A 19,616-nucleotide genomic window follows, 5' to 3' on the forward strand; every position below is an offset into this window, starting at 1 on the left:
GGTGAAGTTCAGGACAATTTTGTTCTGGACTTTTTTGTTGCGCTTTTTTCTTGAATGACAATGTTAGGGGGACTGGATGGGGATTGCTGCCTTCGAATCCGATTGCGGTTTACCAAAACAGCATGTGAGAAAACGTGGCTACTTGGTATTTTCATTATCTATTGGTAACGACCGTGGCAACCATTACCTCAGTTGCCTAAGAGTGCTGTGTAAGCCGTGAGGTCGGCAGATATGGGCTCAGGCGCGTCGTTCTACTTAGTCAGTAAGCGAACTTCTTACTGGCTTAGTAGAAAACCAAGCTTGTAGACTCGGTTCTTTCGAGGCTTCAAGTTGTGTTCGCACCGATCCAGCCCATATCTGCCGACCGGTAAGGCGAGGAGATTACTGTGTTGCCTGGTTTTGCCGCCACAATGGTTGTTAAGTTTGGGATTTTCAACCTTCAGTTAGCGAATAAAAAAATCGGCCCACTTGAACTGGTGAGCCGATACTTTTTGGTAGATTTAGCTTTCGTGACGCAGGTCTTCGATTTCAGGAACATGGAATTCCTTGCGTTCGAGGGCTTTAACGATGCGATCCAACTTTTCTTCATCAACTTCGGCGGGCAGGGTGAACATGGTCCGGTGAACCAATTCACCTTCCTGTGCATCCAGGCTGATAACACTGGCGATGGACGTATACTTGGTGATGATCTTCGCCATGCCAGCTAGGTCACCACGTTCACCGGCAGAAACCACCGTGATCACGTAACTGCCGATGTTAACGTTCCAGGATTGAGACAGCATGTCCATCAGACGGGTATGCGTCAGAATACCGTAGAAGGCGTTCTTGTCATCTAACACGGCAATGTAAGGTAAATCCTTAATTGAGAAGAAGACGTTAAAGAAGGCGGCGTTAACTGAAATGAACTTGGTGGCATTTTTCAGTAGTGATGTCACCGGGAGCTGCATGTCGCCGCCCCGGGATTTATGGCGATAGATGTGCATCTTATAGATATTTCCCCGGAAGATCTGTCCGGTTTCATCCAGGATCGGCACACACCGATAGCCCGAGTCTTCTAAGACTTTAAGGGCTTGTTCCAGGGTGACGTCCTCGCGAACCGTAACGAGACGTTCTTTCGGTTTCACTAGGGATTTTAGCAGCATAACAGTGACCTCCTAAAAATTAGAAACTTCTAATAATCTCCTTTAATAATACCATAGTTTCCCTCAAAATTGGTAGCTCTTTTTAGTGAAAACTGCAGAAACTTTTCGTAAGCAAAACGAGAAGTGAAAGGGATTATGAAAGAAATAATAAAAAGTGCCGACCTTCAAGAATTGAAGGCACAGCACTTTTTTAGAAATTCATTAGAAGACAATGACGGGAGTTCCAACGCTGACATTATCATAAACTGATTTAATCTTGGAAGGTGGCGTGTTGACACAGCCGTGTGAGCCGTGCTTCTTGTACCACGTGCCACCGTACTCTGGTTGCCATGGGGAATCATGAATCCCGACGCCCGTATCATCGACGGGCATCCAGTACTTAACTTTGGAAGCGTAGTTAGAACCATTGTCATTCTTACCACGTAAAGTTGTGTTCCGTTCCTTACTCCAGATTACCCAGACACCATCTGGCGTGTGGTGAGCTGTCGTTGGTAAGCCGGTGACAACAGCTGTGGAGACGACTAACTTGCCGTTCTTGTAGACCCACATGTGTTGATTGACCTTATCGACTTCCACGTAGGACTTGCCGATGTCGGTGCCGTTATTGTGATAGCCACTCCCGTGAATGACGGGTGTCCGCGACATTCCTTTACCGGCCAAGACGAGCTTGCTGAGAGCAGGGGTCTCAGACTTAACCTTAATGCTCCAACCATAGAGGCCGGCCTTAACTTTGACCGTGCCACGCTTGGTTGACTTAAAGGTTCGCGTCTTGTTGATCGTGCCATACTTACTGCTGAGCTTCGTCAGATACTGCTTGATGGCCGTGTTATCAGTGGTCAGCTTACCATCTTTCATCGTCAACCAACTGGCTAAAGTGGCGGCGGGAATCGTGATCTTGTGACCACTTAACTTGTAGACGTAACTTTCCTTCGTAATGGCAATAGCTTTGGTTTTTGCTGCTTTAAAACTAGCACTCTTGACGGTAACAGCCGGTTTAAGATAATCCTTTGAAACGTTGACCGTTGTTTCGCCCTTCTCAATGGCGTTGGTAATGGACTTAGCCACCTTGGCAGCATCCAATTGATTCCCGGTCTGTTCCTTGATGACCTCGTATTGCCCATCCTTGTAGGTAAACGTGGCGCTCTTGGCCGCAGCCCGGGTCTGGTTGGCCTTGGCAGCGATAGTGGCTGCTAGGGTCTTAATGCTTTATTGGTTGGCGTCGCTGGCATTGAGTTCAATGCTGTCAGCCGTGGCCGTCGTCACATGCGCTGGCCAAGACCAGACGTTTTGTTTGGCAATGAGTTGCTTTAAGGCCGTCTTAGACGTGACCTTTAAATTAACTTTTTGCGTATTAAACGTGGCAACGGTCTTATTGCCGTCGCGCAACGTCAATTGTTGATTCTTCAGCGCAGACTTTAACTTCGTTGCTGCTTGATCGGCGGTGCTACCCCCGACGTTGACCCCAGCAATTTCCGTGTCTTTAAAGAAGACTTTGGCTGAGGAATAATGATACGCTTGGCCCACGTAAATCGCACCGACCGCGACGATTGCGGTCACGATGCCGATTATGAAGCCGGTTTTCTTTTTCATTGGTAGTGACCTCCTAAAATAAGCCAGTGGAAGGAAAGTCGTTATCCTTAACGATCACGTACTAGCATAAACCTAGCTTACTTCAAACAACCTTAAATGACAATCTAGTTGCCCACATGTTAGCGCTTTCCTAATAAATAAATTTTCTGATGTTAATATTTAAGATTATTGGTGTCGATGGTTGTTGCAATAAAAGGATTTAGCCTTGTTCAATCGGTTGCACAGTGACGAGGCATGCTAGGAAGAAGGGCGATAAGTAGCGATTTTTAGGTGATTTAAGCTACCACTTGGTGGCGTGTAAGCAGGCAGAATGCCGTGAAATGTGGCAGTAAACATGCCACAATACGGGGAATTATCCGGATAGAAAAGCTGCAACAGGAGACGGTCGATGGCTAAAAAGTACGAATCAAAAATTTTGGTCAATCTTTTGATTTTTGTCGGATACTGTGGTTGCGAGTAGGCGTATGATAGAGAAAAAACAAAAATGGGGGGATGGGTGTGTTTATTACAGGGACAATTAGTAACATCACTGTTCGAAGAACGAGGGGGATACTGGGAGATGTTGTAGAATTACCCTGTTCAGATTATCAAGTAGAAGGTGAGTTTAGACCATACCGCAGATTATCGGATTTTTTTTTGGCAGATACTATCTAAGAAAGTTATCCCTAAAGAGTTGAAACGCAGAGAAGCAAGCGAGGGGCAGGGGGATTTCATTTCGGAAGTTGAGATGCTACCAGCATGTATTACAATGTTGTCAGAGCAGACAGATAAGAGTCAATATTTAATGACGTGCATGGATAAAAAAATGACGACGACCTATCATGTCTGGCTAACGATAAGTGATGCTTTTTTTCGGCAGAGTGGCTATAAAGTAAGTGTGTCAGATGTCTCAATTAGAATTGAGGATCGTGGGCGGGTCCGTAGCTTTCACTCACTAGGTGTTACAGAAGAGGGCTTCGATGCCTATTGGGATCTTGCCAGTGCGTTGGGAGACACTCTGAGAGATTGCTTAGTGGTTGATTTTTCAGGAACTGATGAGGAAGATGCATCGATGTATTATCTAACGCCAGATTGGTTAGAGGTCGAATCACTTGCCTTTAGCCTAGTGAAGGAAAAGAGTGGCAAATATCGTTGGTCAAGCTGTTTACCTGGAGGTACATTTCGGGCAGAAGCAACGTTTAACTTGGTTGTCAGTTGAGTCATTCCTTCTCAATAGAATATTCAACATAAATAGGGTTCTATGGTCTGTTTTTGGTGTCGATGGAGAAATCCGTTGGCTCCATTTTCGTTATGCAAAAAAAGTCGCCGCTCCCGCAGGAACGACGACTTTATTTTTAAACGATTGAATTACTTGAGGGCAGCTAAACCGTCCTTGGTAACTTGCTTCAAAGTTGCAGCTGACTTAGCCATTAAGTCCTTTTCCTTATCGGATAATGGAACTTCAATGACGCTAGCCAAACCACTACCGTTGATAACGGCTGGTGTACCGATGAAGACATCGTCCAAACCGTATTCACCGTTCAAAGCAGCGCCGATAGGTAGTACGGCGTTTTCGTCACGCAAGATAGCCTTGGTAATCCGCATCAAGCAGGTGGCAACACCGTAGAAAGTGGCACCCTTCTTGTTGATGATTTCGTAAGCCTTGTTCCGCGTGTCGTCTTCGATCTTAGCTAAGTCATCGTCAGTCACGCCTTGTTCCTTGGCGATCGTCTTCAATGGCTTGGAACCGATTGTAGCTTCGTCGTAAGCGGCGAATTCGGAGTCACCGTGTTCACCCATGATGTAGGCGTCCACGTTCCGTGGGTCAACGTTGAACTTCTTAGCCAAAGCAACGCGTAAACGTGCCGTGTCCAGAGAAGTCCCTGAGCCGATAACCTTTTCCTTTGGGAAGCCTGAGAACTTCCAAGTAGCGTAAGTTAAGATGTCAACTGGGTTAGCAGCAACCACGAAGATACCATCGAAACCAGAATCAACAACGGGCTTAACGATTGAAGACAAGATCTTTAAGTTCTTGTTAACCAAGTCCAAACGCGTCTCGCCTGGCTTTTGTGGGGCACCAGCAGTGATGACAACGACATCAGCGTCGGCACAATCAGAGTAGTCACCAGAGTAGACTTTCTTAGGAGCAGTGAAGACTTGAGCATCTTCAAGGTCTAAAGCGTCTCCTTCAGTTCTGTCTTTAATAACATCCACAATCACGAATTCTTCAGCTAAACCTTGGTTCATCATTGAGTAAGCGTATGAAGAGCCAACGGCCCCGTCACCAACGAGAACAACTTTTTGATGGTTTTTAGTAGTCAAATCCATTCATCTCCTAATAAATTTTTGACATCAAGGTACGCAGAAATACCCACTCGTAAGTATAACATGTTAACCACCCGGCGACCACGCCCCGACTGGAAAACTTCGGATAACAGCGCTTTCTTTTAGTGAAACGGTTTACCGGGGTCAGAATCGGTGCAGTGATGGGGGGAATATGCTATACTCAGAGGTGTTAATTTAGAATAATGAAGATAATTAGAACCAGCTGAACGGAGTGCTAGGCTTCCGTTCAGCTATTTTGTATCTCACTTACCCTTTAAGGGGAACCACCAATTTGCCCGTTGACCTTTTTCGTAATGGGGAATACTAGTCCGTGGTCCTTTCGAGAGCCTTAACCTTTCGTAATATTGGGTAAAAGGTCTTGTGAGTGCGGGCAGTCTTCCGCTATGATAGGAACGATTAGCACGGCGCTACCAGCAAGTTGAGATAAACATCATTATATAGACGGGAATCATAATCGTGTTCCCGAATAGTCAGTGATTAAATACAAAGGGAGAAATTGATAATTATGAAAATGATCGTTGGTTTGGGTAATATTGGACCACAGTATGATGGCACACGGCATAACACGGGATTCATGGTGGTTGACGAATTTGCCAAGCAACACGGTATCGAGTTAACTACGCGTAAGATGGACGCGCGCTATGGCACTGGTGTGGTGAATGGTGAAAAGGTCTTAGTTGTGAAACCCACGACGTTCATGAACGAATCCGGCCGCGCCGTTCATCCCCTCATGAACTACTTTAAGATTGATCTGGATGATATCTTTGTAGTGCACGATGACATGGATCTGCCGGTTGGGCACATTCGGCTACGTGATCACGGGTCAGCCGGTGGTCATAACGGCATCAAGAGTATTATCGCCCACGTCTCAAGTAAGGACTTTAAGCGCTTGCGAGTGGGGACAGGGCATCCGCAAAAGATGTCAGTCGTGGATTACGTCTTGACCAAATTTACGGCGGACCAACAACCATTATTCAATCAATCTGCGGATAAGGCTGTGGCCGCATTGGATGATTGGTTAGAGGGTACCGCATTTACTCAGTTGATGAATAAGTACAACTAAGAAGAGGAAGTTATCTCGTGAATTTAGAAGCATTTATGACGCAGACCTCAGCGTACACGACGATCCGTCAAACGTTGGGGATCGGTCAGCGCCAATTAGTGACCGGCCTCAACGGTTCCGCTGAGACGCTATTCATTGCGAGTCTGCTGCACGATCAGCAACGGTCAATCGTCTACGTGACGGATACGCTGTATCACGCCGGGCAACTGGTAGACGACCTGGCTAATTTATTGAACGAAGATGAACTGTTTGATTTCCCCGTGGAAGAATTACTCGCGGCAGAAGTTGCGACGAGTTCGCCCGAGTATCGGTCTTCGCGGATTGACGCTCTGCGGGCTTTGCAGAGTGATCGACCAGTGGTCATCGTGACTGCGCTGTCAGGGCTACGACGCTTTCTACCGGCACCGGCAAACTTTGCGGCGGCGCGGTTTAGCGTCAAGATCGGAGCAGAGTTTGACCTCGAGGCGCTGCAACAGCGTTTATTTGGCATGGGCTATACTCACCAAAAGTTGGTGGCGGGGCCTGGCGACTTCGCGGTCAGAGGGTCGATCGTGGATATCTATCCGCTAGCTGCGGATTATCCGGTACGGTTGGACTTCTTTGATACCGAGATTGATTCACTGCGGTACTTCGATCCGGCGACCCAACGGAGTGTTGAAAACGTCGATGAAGTTGAGATCTTACCAGCGACAGACTTCATTCTGACGGCCGACGAACGGGCTGCTGGAGCGGATACGCTGACGGCTGAGCTGGCGAAACAGGTGGCGAAGTTAGACGATGATGCCGCAACCACCCTGACCAATCAAGTGAAACCATTGATTGACGGCTTACGTAAGGGGTCAGTGGATCCCCAATTGATGGAGTTTGCCGATTATTTATTCCCAGAACATCACCAGCTGTTGGATTATTTACCAGAAGATGGCTTGGCGCTGTTCGGGGATTATTCGCGTTTACAGGACAGCGAACGGCAACTCTTGGAGGATGAGGCCAACTGGGCGACGGACAAGCTGACCCATCACCAAATCTTTGCGCAGCAGACGTTTGGTGGCGAACTCCGACCAATTCTTAAGCACGATCGGCATGCTCAAATTATGCTGGCCTTGTTCCAGAAGGGTATGGGAAATCTGCGGTTCCAAGCGGTAACCAATATTGCCACGCGGGCGATGCAGCAGTTCTTTGGTCAGCTGCCCGTGATGAAGACGGAGATTGATCGCTGGCGGAAGCAAAAGCAGACGATTGTCTTGCTGGTGCAGGACGAGGAACGGTTGGCTAAAATCGAAGAGACCTTGGATGATTTTGAGATTCAGGCGGTCTTGACGAAGGAAGCAAATCTACAAGCTGGCTTGACGCAACTCGTCCCAGAACGACTACGAACCGGTTTCGAATTACCTGAGGCGAACTTAGTCATCATTACTGAAGCGGAAATGTTCCAGAAGGTGACGAAGAAGCGGCCGCGGCGGCAGACTATGGCTAACGCGGAACGGTTGAAGAGTTATACCGACTTGAAGCCGGGCGACTATGTTGTTCACGTGAACCACGGGATTGGGAAGTTCATTGGGATGCAGACACTGACGGTCGATGGCGTTCACCAAGACTACATGACCATTGACTACCAGGATAATGCGCAGCTCTTCATTCCCGTGACCCAGTTGAATTTGATTCAAAAATACGTATCTTCTGAAGATAAGAAGCCCCGGATTAATAAACTGGGGGGCTCGGAGTGGGCTAAGACGAAGAGTAAAGTGGCGGCCAAGATCGAGGATATTGCCGATGAGTTGGTCGACCTTTACGCGAAGCGGGCTGCCGAAAAGGGCTTTGCTTTTCCTAAGGATGATAGTCTGCAGACGGACTTCGAGAATGATTTCCCTTACGCTGAAACACCGGACCAATTGCGGACGATCGAAGAAGTTAAACACGATATGGAAAAGCCCCGTCCCATGGATCGGCTCCTAGTCGGGGATGTGGGTTACGGTAAGACGGAAGTTGCGTTGCGGGCGGCCTTTAAAGCGGTCGAAGCCGGAAAACAAGTGGCCTTCTTAGTCCCGACGACGATTCTGGCGCAACAACACTACGATACGATGGTCAATCGGTTTGAGGGGTATCCCATCAACGTCGAAATGTTCTCCCGGTTCCGAACGACGAAGCAAATTCACCAGTCAATTGACGATCTGGAGAGCGGTCAACTAGATATCGTGGTGGGGACCCACCGGCTACTTTCACAGGATGTGAAGTTTAAGAATTTAGGCTTGGTCTTAGTCGATGAGGAACAACGGTTTGGCGTTAAACACAAGGAACGGTTGAAGCAACTGAAGGCCAATGTCGACGTGTTAACGCTGACCGCGACGCCAATCCCCCGGACGCTTCACATGTCCATGCTGGGGGTGCGGGATTTGTCAGTGATTGAAACGCCACCAGCCAACCGGTTCCCCATTCAGACTTACGTCATGGAACAGAATGCAGGGGCCATTCAAGATGGGATTCGGCGTGAAATGCAGCGGGGCGGGCAAGTCTTCTATCTGCACAATCGGGTGGATGACATCGAAAAGACGGTCAGTCAGATTCAGGCGTTGGTTCCCGAAGCACGGGTCGGCTACATTCACGGGAAGATGACCGAAGCCCAACTGGAAGGGGTGCTGTTTGACTTCCTACGGGGGGACTACGACGTCCTGGTCACGACGACCATTATTGAAACGGGAATTGATATTCCGAATGCCAACACGCTGTTTGTGGAAAATGCTGATCGAATGGGCCTCTCGCAGCTTTACCAATTGCGGGGACGCATTGGCCGGAGTAATCGGGTGGCGTACGCCTACTTCACGTATAAGCCGAATAAGGTGCTGACCGAGGTCAGTGAGAAACGATTGGAAGCCATCAAGGACTTTACCGAGTTAGGGTCCGGCTTCAAGATTGCGATGCGCGACCTGTCTATTCGGGGTGCCGGTAATCTTTTGGGTAAGCAGCAACACGGCTTCATTAATTCCGTGGGGTATGACCTGTACACCCAAATGCTGAGTGATGCCGTTGCTAAGAAGCGAGGAAAGAAGTCGCAACTGAAGACGGATACCACGGTTGAACTGGGTGTGGAAGCGTACTTGCCTAGCGATTACATTGAAGATGAGCAACAAAAGATTGAAATGTACAAGCGGATTCGCCAACTGGAAAGTGACGATGAAGTCAGTGAAATTGAAGCAGATCTGATTGATCGCTTCGGTGACTATCCAGAAAGCGTGGCCCAATTGCTGACGATCGGTCAATTGAAGTTAGCGGCGGACTTAGCCTTAGTGGATAAAATTCGGCGGGTCAACGGGGATGTCTTCGTGACGATCTCGAAGAAGGGCACCGATATTTTAGGTGGGCAAGATGTCTTTAAGGCACTGTCCGCAACGAAGCTGAAGGCAACAGTGGCGATTAACGACGATCGCCTACACGTCAAGTTGGTCTTACAGCCTGCGATGACGGTTAAGGACTGGTTGCCACAGGTGCAACAGTTCATGGCAGCTTTACGGGATATTGTCCTTGAGACGACAAAACCTAAGGCGGATGAAGAGTAATTTCGCAGCCTGATTATGTGCTGGACAAAGGAGGAGCCCATGGGCAAACGTCAAGTGAATACGACTTTGCAAGGCGCTCTGGTTTTGTCCATTGCAGCGTTCATTGCAAAATTATTGAGTGCGGTTTACCGGGTGCCATTTCAAAACATGGTTGGCAATACAGGCTTCTATGTTTACCAGCAGGTGTACCCGCTCTATGGGATCGGCATGACCTTTGCGTTGAGCGGGTTGCCGGTATTCATCTCTAAAATGATTGCAGAGGCGCATGACTTGCCAAGTCAACAACAAGTCGCGCGACAGGTCTACCGCTGGTTGTGGGGCTTGGCGTTGGTTATCTTCATTGGACTAATGTTGGGAGCACCCAGCTTGGCCCGGGGGATGGGCGATCGCCAGCTTACCCCGTTGATTCAAGTGGTCGCCTGGATGTTTCTATTTATGCCGGCGCTATCGGTCAGTCGAGGATACTACCAAGGGCGGTTTCAAATGCTCCCAACGGCGCGCTCCCAAGTCATTGAACAGCTGGTCCGGGTCATCGTTATTTTGGTGGCGGCCGGTTGGGCGACGCAGCACGATTGGTCCGTCTATCGGATGGGCACCTGGGCGCTGAGTAGTGGAACGATTGCGGCGGTGGCAGCGCTGCTGGTCATCCCCCGTTGGCGACGGCGCAGTGCGACCACCGCGACTAAGGTACCTCACGTTGGACGTCGACTGTTGGTTGAAGGGGGTACCCTGTGTTTATTGACGGCGATGTTGGTCCTGCTACAGTTGGTGGACTCTTTTACCGTCAAGAATGGGTTGGTCGCCGGTGGGATGGGCGACGTCGCTGCCAAGAGCCTCAAAGGGGTGTACGATCGCGCCCAGCCGCTGGTCCAGCTAGGGTTGGTGGTGGCCGTGGCTTTTGCAACCTCACTACTGCCGGCACTGACCGCCGCCCAACAGGAGCAACGTCCCGAGGCCTTCAAACGGTTGACGACGACCATGATGCGGATTGCCTTGATGGTGGCTGCGGCGGCGACCGCTGGCTTGGTGGCCTTGATGCCGTGGGTTAATCGTCTGTTGTTTGGTGATGCGCAGGGGTCGGGGATGCTGAGTATTTACATGCTGAGCATTATTCTGGCGACCTTGATTCAGACCTATAATAGTGTTTTACAGAGCCAAGACCAGTATCGGTTGACGGTGGTTGCCCTAACAACTGGTCTACTGGTTAAAATCGGATTGAATCACTGGGCGGTTCGGAGCTTTGGGGCTACCGGGGCGAGTTGGTTGACGGTCGTGAGTCTGGGCGCCATCTTTTTGGTTATTTGGTATGGATCAGATGTGACGTTGCGGTCAGGTGTCTGGACGTCGGCGTATATTCGGATTTTGCTGGCCTGCACGATCTTAATGGTTTTCGGCGTCCGGCTCATGGTAGGACTGCTGACGTACTGGTGGCCAGCAGTGCTAACCAGTCGTCTGGCCATTGGTGGTGGCCTGCTAGTGGTGATTCCCTTAGGCGGATTACTCTTCCTAGGCTTGGCTTTGAAATGGCAACTCCTATCAGTTAGGGAGTGGCTAGCCATTCCCCACGGCGAGAGTGTGTTAAGATTATGGCAACAACTTAGTCAACACGGAGGAAAATAATATGCGATTAGATAAGTATTTAAAGGTATCACGGATTATTAAGCGGCGGTCAGTCGCTAAGGAAATTGCCGACAAAGGGCGGATTTCCATTAATGGCAAAGTGGCCAAGTCATCGAGTGACGTGGCGACAAATGATGAGTTAGTTATTAAGTTCGGTAACAAAACATTAACGGTCAAAGTTAATGAGTTGCTGGAGACAACGAAGAAAGATGACGCGGAACGGATGTACACCATCGTCAAAGAAGACTACGCCCAAGATTTTCGTCAAGAATAGGCTGAATTTTCGATTAAATATGACGAATGTTTTACATTATGTTAAACGCGCTAGACGGGCAAATTGAAACTTGCTATACTCAAGTTAAACTATCTGGTGAAAACTGAGGAGTGAGTGGAAATGGCTGATGTAAAACCGAAGCCGGCGAAAATCGAACGTTTGGAAAATGATTACACCCGGCGGCTAGACCACCAACAGGCCCGGGCCCATCGCCATCAATGGCTGGGTAAACGGCGGATGCGCCGAGCAACGCGTATTCTGGCGGTCTTTGCGGTCTTTGCCCTCGTTCTCAGTATCCAACTGGTCCGTACGAATGCTAGCTTGCACCATGTTCAGCAAGAAGTGACGACCAGTAAGCAGAAGTTGACCGCGACTAAAGCAACTAATCGCAAGTTACAACTGCAAATCAAACAATTAAACGACAAAGACTATTTGGGCCGGTTGATTCGCTCGAAGTATTACTATTCGAAGTCTGGGGAAACGATCTATAGTTTGCCCGGCGACCACGCGAGTGACGTGACGGTAAAGTAGTTTGAGATGATCCGCTAGTTCAACGTGAACTAGCGGATTTTTTGAACCGGCCGTTAATGTGGCGATCAGTAAGGCGAAAGATCAGCCCATGGCGGTATTCACAAGGGTTGCGTAAGGGCTAACGTGACGGCGTTTTAGCTGGGTTAGGAAATTTGATTAATGGATGGCCTTTTTAGGTTTTAGCGTGTGGTATCTAGAGAAATTGTGTTATACTGAAAGCACTTATTTTAAGGAGGAACTTCTTTTTTATGGCAATCGAGGTTGGAGCTAAAGTTTCCGGAAAGGTCTCTGGAATTACGAACTTTGGTGCATTTGTTGATTTAGGCGACCACAAGACCGGGTTGGTGCATATTAGTGAGATTTCTGACGGCTACGTTAAGGATATTCATGACGTATTGTCTGTCGGTGACGAGGTCACAGTTAAAGTCTTAACTGTTGGCGATGATGGGAAGATTGGGTTGTCGATTCGCAAAGCAACCGATCATCCGGCTGGTGACCGGCCCCACCACAGTCACAATGAACACCGGGATCACGACCAACATCGTGGTGGCAATAATCACGGTGGTGCTGAAGGGCATGGCCATGGTCGGCGGTTTGAAAATAATGGTCCTCGACCACACCATAGCTCAGCTAATGGACGGTTTGCAGGCCATCATGCGGCTCCCCATAAAGAAAATTTTGACGATATGATGTCAGGGTTCTTGAAGCAAAGTGAGGATCGATTGGCAACGATTAAACGAAACACTGAAGGCAAGCGTGGCGGCCGTGGCGGTCGGCGCAGTTAGTCAGATTGGCTAACGGGCCATTAAGGTGAAGAGGACCGCACTAGTTGCGGCCCTTTTTCATAATCACGCGGATGAAGGCAGAAGGAAATGAGGGACTCAGGTGTCATTGGAGACGGATTTTCAACGTCACTGCGAGCTGCAGGGCTGGACGGGCCCGCACCAGCGCGGATTAGTCGCGGTTTCAACCGGGGTAGACTCGATGGTTCTATTGACCCTGTTCACGCGTCTGCCGGTTGACCAACGTCCCCAATTGACGGTCGTTTATGTCGATCACCAGTTGCGTGAACAGAGCCGAACGGAGACCGCATTTCTCAAACAGTGGTGTGCCCAGCAGCAGGTGCCACTGGTGATGACGACTTGGCCGCCAGCTCAGCATCCTCAGCATGGCCTGGAGAACGCGGCACGCCAGTTTCGCTACGAATTTTTTGCAGCACAGTTAAAGGCCCAGCAAGCGGATTGGATTGCGACGGCGCATCAGGCTAACGAACAGGCAGAGACGATCCTGTTCAAGCTGTTGCGCGGGGGGCAGTTAGACCAACTGACGGGGATGGCGGCTAGCCGACCATTTCATGGTGGCCAATTGATTCGGCCCCTGCTTCCATTTACCAAGGCGCAATTACGGGTGTATGCCGAGCAACAGGAGATCCCTTGGTTTGAAGACGCGACGAATCACGAACTGACGGCGAGTCGTAATCGGTTGCGGTTGCAGATCCTGCCAGCGCTACGGCAGGAAAATCCGCAGGTTGATCAGCATCTGCTGACCTATGCCGAACAATTACGGACCGTCTTGCAGGTGACTGACCAGGTTGTGACGCAACGATTCAATCAGATTGTTCGACAATGGCAGCCACTAGTGGTGGATACGTCACAATTTTTAGCCCAATCTCCAGAGCTGCAGGATCTCCTGTTGACGCGGTTGATTAAGCTGACGGCGCCTGCACTGGCAACGACGCCTGCGGTTTTACGGGAGTGTCGCCAGTTGTTGGCGAATCCACAGCGGCCTTCCGGGACGGTGGATTTAGGTGGAGAATGGTGCCTGAATAAAAGTTATGTGACGTTTACCATCAATCAATTGAAAAATTTACGGCAAAATTCCCAGGAAGTTTTTAGTTTTATGGTAGTATTAAACCAATGGCGAACGTTGGGAAATGGCTGGCAATTTGGCTGTTTTACGACTGACGTTACCGATGATTTACCGCGGCAACAGGTCGTGGCTTTGGCTGCTGATCAGTGGCCATTGCAGGTGCGACCATGGCGAGCGAGCGACCGGTTACGGTTGGCGAACGGCCACCATCAGCCGGTCCGGCGAGCGCTGATCAATGCTAAGGTTCCGCGAGAAGCGCGTCGTCAGGTTCCAGTATTGGTGACAGCTAAGGGTGAAATCGTCGCAGCGTTGGGCGTAAAGTGGTCGGTGCTACCACCGCGGGCGCACACAAGCAACTATCACATTAAATTACAGCATGAATCGGCGAAAGGGGAACAGCATGAATAACGATATTTTAAAGGTCCTATACAGTGAGGAAGATATTGCGGCGGCCTGCAAACGGTTAGGTACGCAACTTTCAGAAGATTACCGAGATAAGACACCATTAATCATTTGTGTCTTAAAAGGTGCTATCCTATTTATGACGGATGTTATTCGCGATATGGATATCTATGCGACAATTGATTTTATTGATGTCTCGAGCTACAACGGCGGGACGGCATCGTCTGGTACGATTCGGTTGCTGAAGGATCTAGATACGGATGTTGCGGGCCGCGATATTATCTTAGTAGAAGATATTATTGATACGGGCCGGACCTTGAAGTATCTGGAAGACCTGTTGAAGGACCGCAAGGCGAACTCAATTCGGGTTTGCACGTTAATGGACAAGCCGAGTGGCCGCGTAGTCGAAGCTAAAGCGGATTATGTTGGGTTTAACGTCCCAAGTGAATTCGTGGTTGGCTATGGTTTGGACTATGAAGAAAAATATCGGAATCTCCCGTACGTTGGTGTTTTGAAGCCATCTGTTTATTCAGATAAATAATTAGTCAATGATAGTCAATTGTGATAACATCTTATTTAGTCAAAAGAGCAGATGCTCTAAATTTCGTTCCTATGTGAAGGCTGGGAACTGTGAGTAAGGAGGCACGACATGAATAATCGACGAAATGGACTGTTCCGTAATAGTCTATTTTACATTGTGATTTTCTTGTTGATCATTGGCGTGGTTTACCTGTTCAATGGTAACGGCAACAGCTCACAAACCCAAGAAATCCAATCGAGTCAATTCGTTAAAGATTTGAATGCGAATAAGATCAAGAAATTCTCCATTCAACCTTCCGGGGGAGTTTACAAGATTACCGGGGAATATCGGAACGCACAAAAGCGGACCACAAACACCGGCTTTAGTCTCGGCGGCTCACAGAGCACGGCGGTGACTAGCTTTAGCACCCAAGTCTTAACCAATAATTCGACGGTTTCTGAGATTGATAAGGTTGCCAAGGATCATAATGTTAAAATGAACACCAAAGCGGAGGAGTCAAGTGGCTTCTGGATTAATTTATTAGTCTACGTTGCGCCACTAGTTATTTTCTTCTTCTTCTTCTACATGATGATGGGTCAAGCTGGCCAAGGCGGCGGCAATGGCCGAGTCATGAACTTTGGGAAGAGTAAAGCTAAGCCAGCCGACAGCAAAGAAAACAAAGTTCGCTTTGCGGACGTCGCTGGTGAGGAAGAAGAAAAGCAAGAACTTGTCGAAGTGGTTGAGTTCTTGAAGAATCCGCGTAAGTTTGTTTCATTAGGTGCCCGGATCCCATCTGGTGTCTTGCTGGAGGGTCCTCCTGGTACTGGTAAGACGTTGCTGGCGAAGGCCGTTGCTGGTGAAGCGGCGGTACCATTCTTCTCGATTTCTGGTTCAGATTTCGTGGAAATGTTCGTCGGTGTCGGGGCTAGCCGTGTACGGGACTTGTTTGAACAGGCCAAGAAGGCCGCACCTTCAATCATCTTTATTGATGAAATTGATGCGGTTGGTCGTCAACGGGGTGCCGGCATGGGCGGTGGCCACGATGAACGTGAACAAACGTTGAACCAATTACTGGTTGAAATGGACGGGTTTACCGGAAGCGAAGGGGTCATTGTGATGGCCGCTACGAACCGTTCCGATGTCTTAGACCCTGCGCTGTTGCGGCCAGGTCGGTTTGACCGGAAGATCTTGGTTGGACGCCCAGATGTTAAGGGCCGTGAAGCCATTCTGAAGGTTCACGCTAAGAACAAGCCATTAGCCAATGACGTTGATTTGAAGGAAATTTCTAAGCAGACGCCTGGTTTCGTCGGTGCCGATTTGGAAAACCTCTTGAACGAAGCGGCACTGTTGGCAGCGCGCCGGAACAAGACACAAATCGATGCTTCGGACTTAGATGAAGCGGAAGACCGTGTGATTGCCGGACCTGCTAAGAAGGACCGGGTTATCAGTCCTGAGGAACGTAAGACGGTGGCTTACCATGAAGCCGGTCATACGATCGTGGGGTTGGTCTTAAACGACGCCCGCGTGGTTCACAAGGTCACCATTGTTCCTCGTGGTCGTGCCGGCGGTTACGCCATCATGTTGCCACGTGAAGATCAGATGCTGATGTCTAAGAAGGATGCCATGGAACAGATCGCTGGTTTGATGGGTGGTCGGACTGCCGAAGAATTAATCTTCCATTCCGAATCATCCGGGGCCTCCAATGACTTTGAGCAAGCCACTCAAATTGCTCGCTCCATGGTTACCCAGTATGGGATGAGTGACGCGTTGGGAACCGTTGCACTGGAAAGTGCTGGTGGTCAACCGTTTGCTGGGGCCGGTTACACTGGTCAACCAACTTACTCAGAACACACTGCTAACTTGATTGATAGCGAAGTTCGCCGGATCATCGGGGAAGCACATGATACTGCCCGGAAGATTCTGGAAGAACACAAAGCGGAACACAAGATTATTGCAGATGCCTTGCTGAAATACGAAACGCTGGATGAAAAGCAAATTCTCAGTCTGTTTAACACTGGGAAGATGCCTGAAAAAGACGGCGATGATGAATTTCCTAGTGAAAAAGCGGCGACGTTTGAAGAATCCAAACGTGAACTCGAACGGCGTGAAGCTGAACGTCAGGCTTCAACTGAAGCTAAGCTCGCTTCTAGTGCGTCGAGTGTCGCTTCATCTGAAGCACAGCCTGCTAGCTCCGAAGCTAGTTCGCAAGCACCAGATGATCACCACGATGAGGATCACTCTGAATAAGCGATTAATATGTGAGGTCCGGGACGTTTGTCTCGGGCTTTTTCGTTATTTGGGGTGATGGTCAGGGCTACTGGTGTGCCGAGATGGCGTGACGCCAGTAGTCAGGCTTTGCAATTTGCCAAGTTTCTGGTAATGTAGGGCATGATAAAGTGCAATGAAAGGACGTTTATAAGTTAATGGCAGATTATTTAGTAAAAAGTTTGATTGATGATGGGATGTTCCGGGCCTACGTGGTCGATGCGACGGACACGGTTGCCGAGGCACAGCAACGACACGATACTTGGAGTTCGGCAACGGCGGCGTTGGGTCGGACTTTGATTGGGACGCTATTACTCTCAACCTCCTTGCTTAAGGGGAAGGAGAAGCTGACGGTTAAGGTAGATGGTCATGGCCCCGTGGGTGCGATTGTTGCGGACGGTAATGCGGACGGGACAGTCAAAGGGTATTTAATGTATCCCCACATTAGCCTCCCACTCAATGAAAAGCACAAGATTGATGTGAAAAAGGCAGTCGGCGTGCAAGGCATGATGACGGTGACCAAGGATCAAGGACTGGGTCAGCCTTATACGGGACAAGTCCCATTGATCTCTGGGGAACTGGGGGAAGATTTCACCTACTACCTGGCTAAGTCAGAACAGATTCCGAGTGCAGTCGGCGTTTCTGTCTTTGTACAACCTAATAATACGGTCAAAGTAGCCGGTGGCTTCATGATTCAAGTCATGCCCGGGGCCTCGGACGCAGCAATTGCGCGACTCGAAAAACGAATTAAAGAGATGCCAATGGTTTCTGAGCTGTTGTTAGACGGGCAGAAGCCAGAGGATATTTTGCAACTCTTGTTCCCTGATGAAAAGGTCAAGATTTTGCAGAAGATGCCAGTGGGCTTCAAGTGTGATTGCTCCAAGGAACGCTTCGCCAAATCGCTGGCAGCAATTCAACCGGCTGCTCTAAAGGAAATGATCGAGGAAGACCATGGTGCGGAAGCGGTATGCCATTTCTGCGGGAAGAAGTATCAATTCTCCGAGGATGATTTGCGGCAAATCTTAGCAGAAGCCCAAGCGAAGTAGGCGATGACCATGAACTGGAAGATCGGGGACGTTGAAATTCCCAATCGCGTGGTGGTGGCACCAATGGCTGGGGTCACGAACGTTGCCTTTCGTCATATTTGTAAGGCGTTTGGCGCGGGCTTAGTTGAATGTGAGATGATCTCGGGGCAGGGGATTCACTATCATAACCAGCGAACGCTGAAGATGATGGCGGTGGATCCGCACGAACACCCGATGAGCATTCAAATCTTCGGTGGCACAGAGGAGACACTGGTTCAGGCGGCGCGGTACGTGGATCAAGAGACGGCGGCCGATATCATTGATATCAATATGGGCTGTCCCGTGAATAAGGTTGTGAATACGGATGCTGGGGCTAAGTGGTTATTAGATCCGGAAAAGGTCTATCACATGGTAGCGGCGGTGACGGCTGCGGTTAGCAAACCAGTGACGGTTAAGATGCGCACGGGCTGGGACAGCCATCACGTGTATGCCGTGGACAATGCGTTGGCGGCTCAGAGTGCTGGTGCTGCCGCGGTTGCGATGCACGGGCGAACGCGTAAGCAGATGTATCAGGGACAAGCCGACTGGGATATTTTGCATGAAGTTGCGGGTCACTTGACCGTTCCATTCATGGGAAATGGCGATGTGCGCACACCGGAAGATGCTAAGCGTATGTTGACAGACGTTGGCGCTGATGCCGTGATGATTGGTCGAGCAGTCATGGGCAATCCCTGGTTGCTGCGCCGGGTGACCCATTACCTAGATTCGGGTGAATTGCTACCCGAACCAACTATTGAGGAAAAGGTGACTTTGGCTAAGGAACATTTGCGGCGACTTTGTATCGCGCGTGGCCCGCAAGAGGGGCCGAAAGATTTCCGTAATCAGGTGGCTTACTACCTTAAGGGGATTCCACACGCGGCTCGGACGAAGGTTGCGTTAACGGATGCAACGGATGAGGCCGTCATGGTTGCTATTTTGGATCAATTTATGGAACGGGCGACTAAGCGAGCACAGCGAGAATCCGAGCGACACTTCTCCAACCGAATAAATTAATAAGTAGTGAGATTAGGGCGGTAGTCATCGCCTTAAGTGGGAATCCAGGAGCTATTCTGGATTCTTTTTTATTTTTTTGTAGATTAGTCTTGACCAATTGGACGATAATTGATAAGATATTACCTGTTGCTGTTTGCGACACGGATGCATAAATAACAAATTGTTGAATAGTCATACAAATTTGAAATTAATGCTTGACGAGTTAAACAGCAACTGATAGAATGATTTATGTTGTCAAGACGCGCTTTAAGCGGTCGTCAACGGATTTACAACCTTGAATAATTATTCAAGAAGTTGAAAAAAGATGTTGACACGGTTTTGACATCATGATATGATGATTAAGTTGATTGCTTCGGTAATCACTTAGGTAGACCTTTGAAAACTGA

General features: G+C 49.1%; 16 protein-coding genes. 12 read left to right on the forward strand and 4 right to left on the reverse strand.

From position 1 onward, the window contains the following. Positions 1 to 500: 500 nt before the first annotated feature. The 3 genes from cbpA to HF569_RS12395 form a co-directional block, all read right to left on the reverse strand. Positions 501 to 1,142, reverse strand: coding sequence for a cyclic di-AMP binding protein CbpA (cbpA, locus tag HF569_RS05065; protein WP_057732787.1), 642 nt, complete (start codon positions 1,140 to 1,142; stop codon positions 501 to 503). 201 nt (positions 1,143 to 1,343) lie between these two features. Then, a complete protein-coding gene (locus HF569_RS12385; RefSeq protein ID WP_332870962.1) occupies positions 1,344 to 2,345 on the reverse strand; it encodes a L,D-transpeptidase family protein in 1,002 nt (333 codons plus the stop codon). 3 nt (positions 2,346 to 2,348) lie between these two features. Next, positions 2,349 to 2,732 (reverse strand): hypothetical protein, encoded by a 384-nt coding sequence (locus tag HF569_RS12395; protein ID WP_232842566.1) that lies wholly within the window; start codon positions 2,730 to 2,732, stop codon positions 2,349 to 2,351. Positions 2,733 to 3,330: 598 nt separating this feature from the next. On the opposite strand from HF569_RS12395, the gene HF569_RS05075 reads away from it, so the two are divergent. Next, the gene (locus HF569_RS05075; protein WP_168901568.1) at positions 3,331 to 3,930 is read left to right on the forward strand and encodes a hypothetical protein; all 600 of its coding nucleotides are present in this window, start codon (positions 3,331 to 3,333) and stop codon (positions 3,928 to 3,930) included. 149 nt (positions 3,931 to 4,079) lie between these two features. Here the strand turns inward: HF569_RS05075 and HF569_RS05080 are convergent, their stop codons facing one another. Then, positions 4,080 to 5,039, reverse strand: a complete 960-nt coding sequence (locus HF569_RS05080) for an L-lactate dehydrogenase (protein WP_168850386.1) — start codon at positions 5,037 to 5,039, stop codon at positions 4,080 to 4,082. A gap of 523 nt (positions 5,040 to 5,562) precedes the next feature. Between HF569_RS05080 and pth the strand changes: the two genes are divergently transcribed. The 11 genes from pth (at position 5,563) to dusB (ending at position 19,230) form a co-directional block, all read left to right on the forward strand. Further along, positions 5,563 to 6,120, forward strand: coding sequence for an aminoacyl-tRNA hydrolase (gene pth / locus HF569_RS05085; RefSeq protein ID WP_168850387.1), 558 nt, complete (start codon positions 5,563 to 5,565; stop codon positions 6,118 to 6,120). 17 nt (positions 6,121 to 6,137) lie between these two features. Next, a complete protein-coding gene (gene mfd, locus HF569_RS05090) occupies positions 6,138 to 9,671 on the forward strand; it encodes a transcription-repair coupling factor (protein WP_168901569.1) in 3,534 nt (1,177 codons plus the stop codon). Positions 9,672 to 9,710: 39 nt separating this feature from the next. After that, positions 9,711 to 11,291, forward strand: a complete 1,581-nt coding sequence (locus HF569_RS05095) for a polysaccharide biosynthesis protein (protein WP_168901570.1) — start codon at positions 9,711 to 9,713, stop codon at positions 11,289 to 11,291. Position 11,292: 1 nt separating this feature from the next. After that, entirely contained in the window at positions 11,293 to 11,565 is a 273-nt protein-coding gene (locus tag HF569_RS05100) for an RNA-binding S4 domain-containing protein (protein ID WP_168901571.1), read from the forward strand. Positions 11,566 to 11,685: 120 nt separating this feature from the next. Then, positions 11,686 to 12,096: an FtsB family cell division protein gene (locus HF569_RS05105; RefSeq protein WP_168850391.1), complete on the forward strand. Its 411-nt coding sequence runs from the start codon at positions 11,686 to 11,688 to the stop codon at positions 12,094 to 12,096. Between the two features lie 248 nt (positions 12,097 to 12,344). Next, positions 12,345 to 12,881, forward strand: a complete 537-nt coding sequence (locus tag HF569_RS05110; protein WP_168850392.1) for a S1 domain-containing RNA-binding protein — start codon at positions 12,345 to 12,347, stop codon at positions 12,879 to 12,881. Positions 12,882 to 12,981: 100 nt separating this feature from the next. Then, on the forward strand, positions 12,982 to 14,373 hold the full coding sequence (gene tilS / locus HF569_RS05115) for a tRNA lysidine(34) synthetase TilS (RefSeq protein ID WP_168901572.1): 1,392 nt from the start codon (positions 12,982 to 12,984) through the stop codon (positions 14,371 to 14,373). After that, positions 14,366 to 14,908 carry a hypoxanthine phosphoribosyltransferase gene (gene hpt / locus HF569_RS05120; RefSeq protein ID WP_057732807.1) on the forward strand — a complete coding sequence of 181 codons (543 nt, stop codon included), beginning with the start codon at positions 14,366 to 14,368 and terminating at the stop codon, positions 14,906 to 14,908. The genes tilS and hpt overlap by 8 nt, the downstream gene beginning before the upstream one ends. Positions 14,909 to 15,016: 108 nt before the next feature. Continuing rightward, positions 15,017 to 17,134, forward strand: a complete 2,118-nt coding sequence (gene ftsH / locus HF569_RS05125) for an ATP-dependent zinc metalloprotease FtsH (protein ID WP_168850394.1) — start codon at positions 15,017 to 15,019, stop codon at positions 17,132 to 17,134. 176 nt (positions 17,135 to 17,310) lie between these two features. Then, complete coding sequence (gene hslO, locus HF569_RS05130; RefSeq protein WP_168901573.1) at positions 17,311 to 18,198, forward strand: Hsp33 family molecular chaperone HslO; 888 nt, start codon at positions 17,311 to 17,313, stop codon at positions 18,196 to 18,198. A 9-nt stretch (positions 18,199 to 18,207) separates the two neighbouring features. After that, positions 18,208 to 19,230, forward strand: coding sequence for a tRNA dihydrouridine synthase DusB (gene dusB, locus HF569_RS05135; protein WP_168901574.1), 1,023 nt, complete (start codon positions 18,208 to 18,210; stop codon positions 19,228 to 19,230). Positions 19,231 to 19,616 lie beyond the last annotated feature (386 nt).

Origin of the sequence: Levilactobacillus tujiorum (genome assembly GCF_012641185.1) — a bacterium.
Lineage (GTDB): Bacteria > Bacillota > Bacilli > Lactobacillales > Lactobacillaceae > Levilactobacillus > Levilactobacillus tujiorum.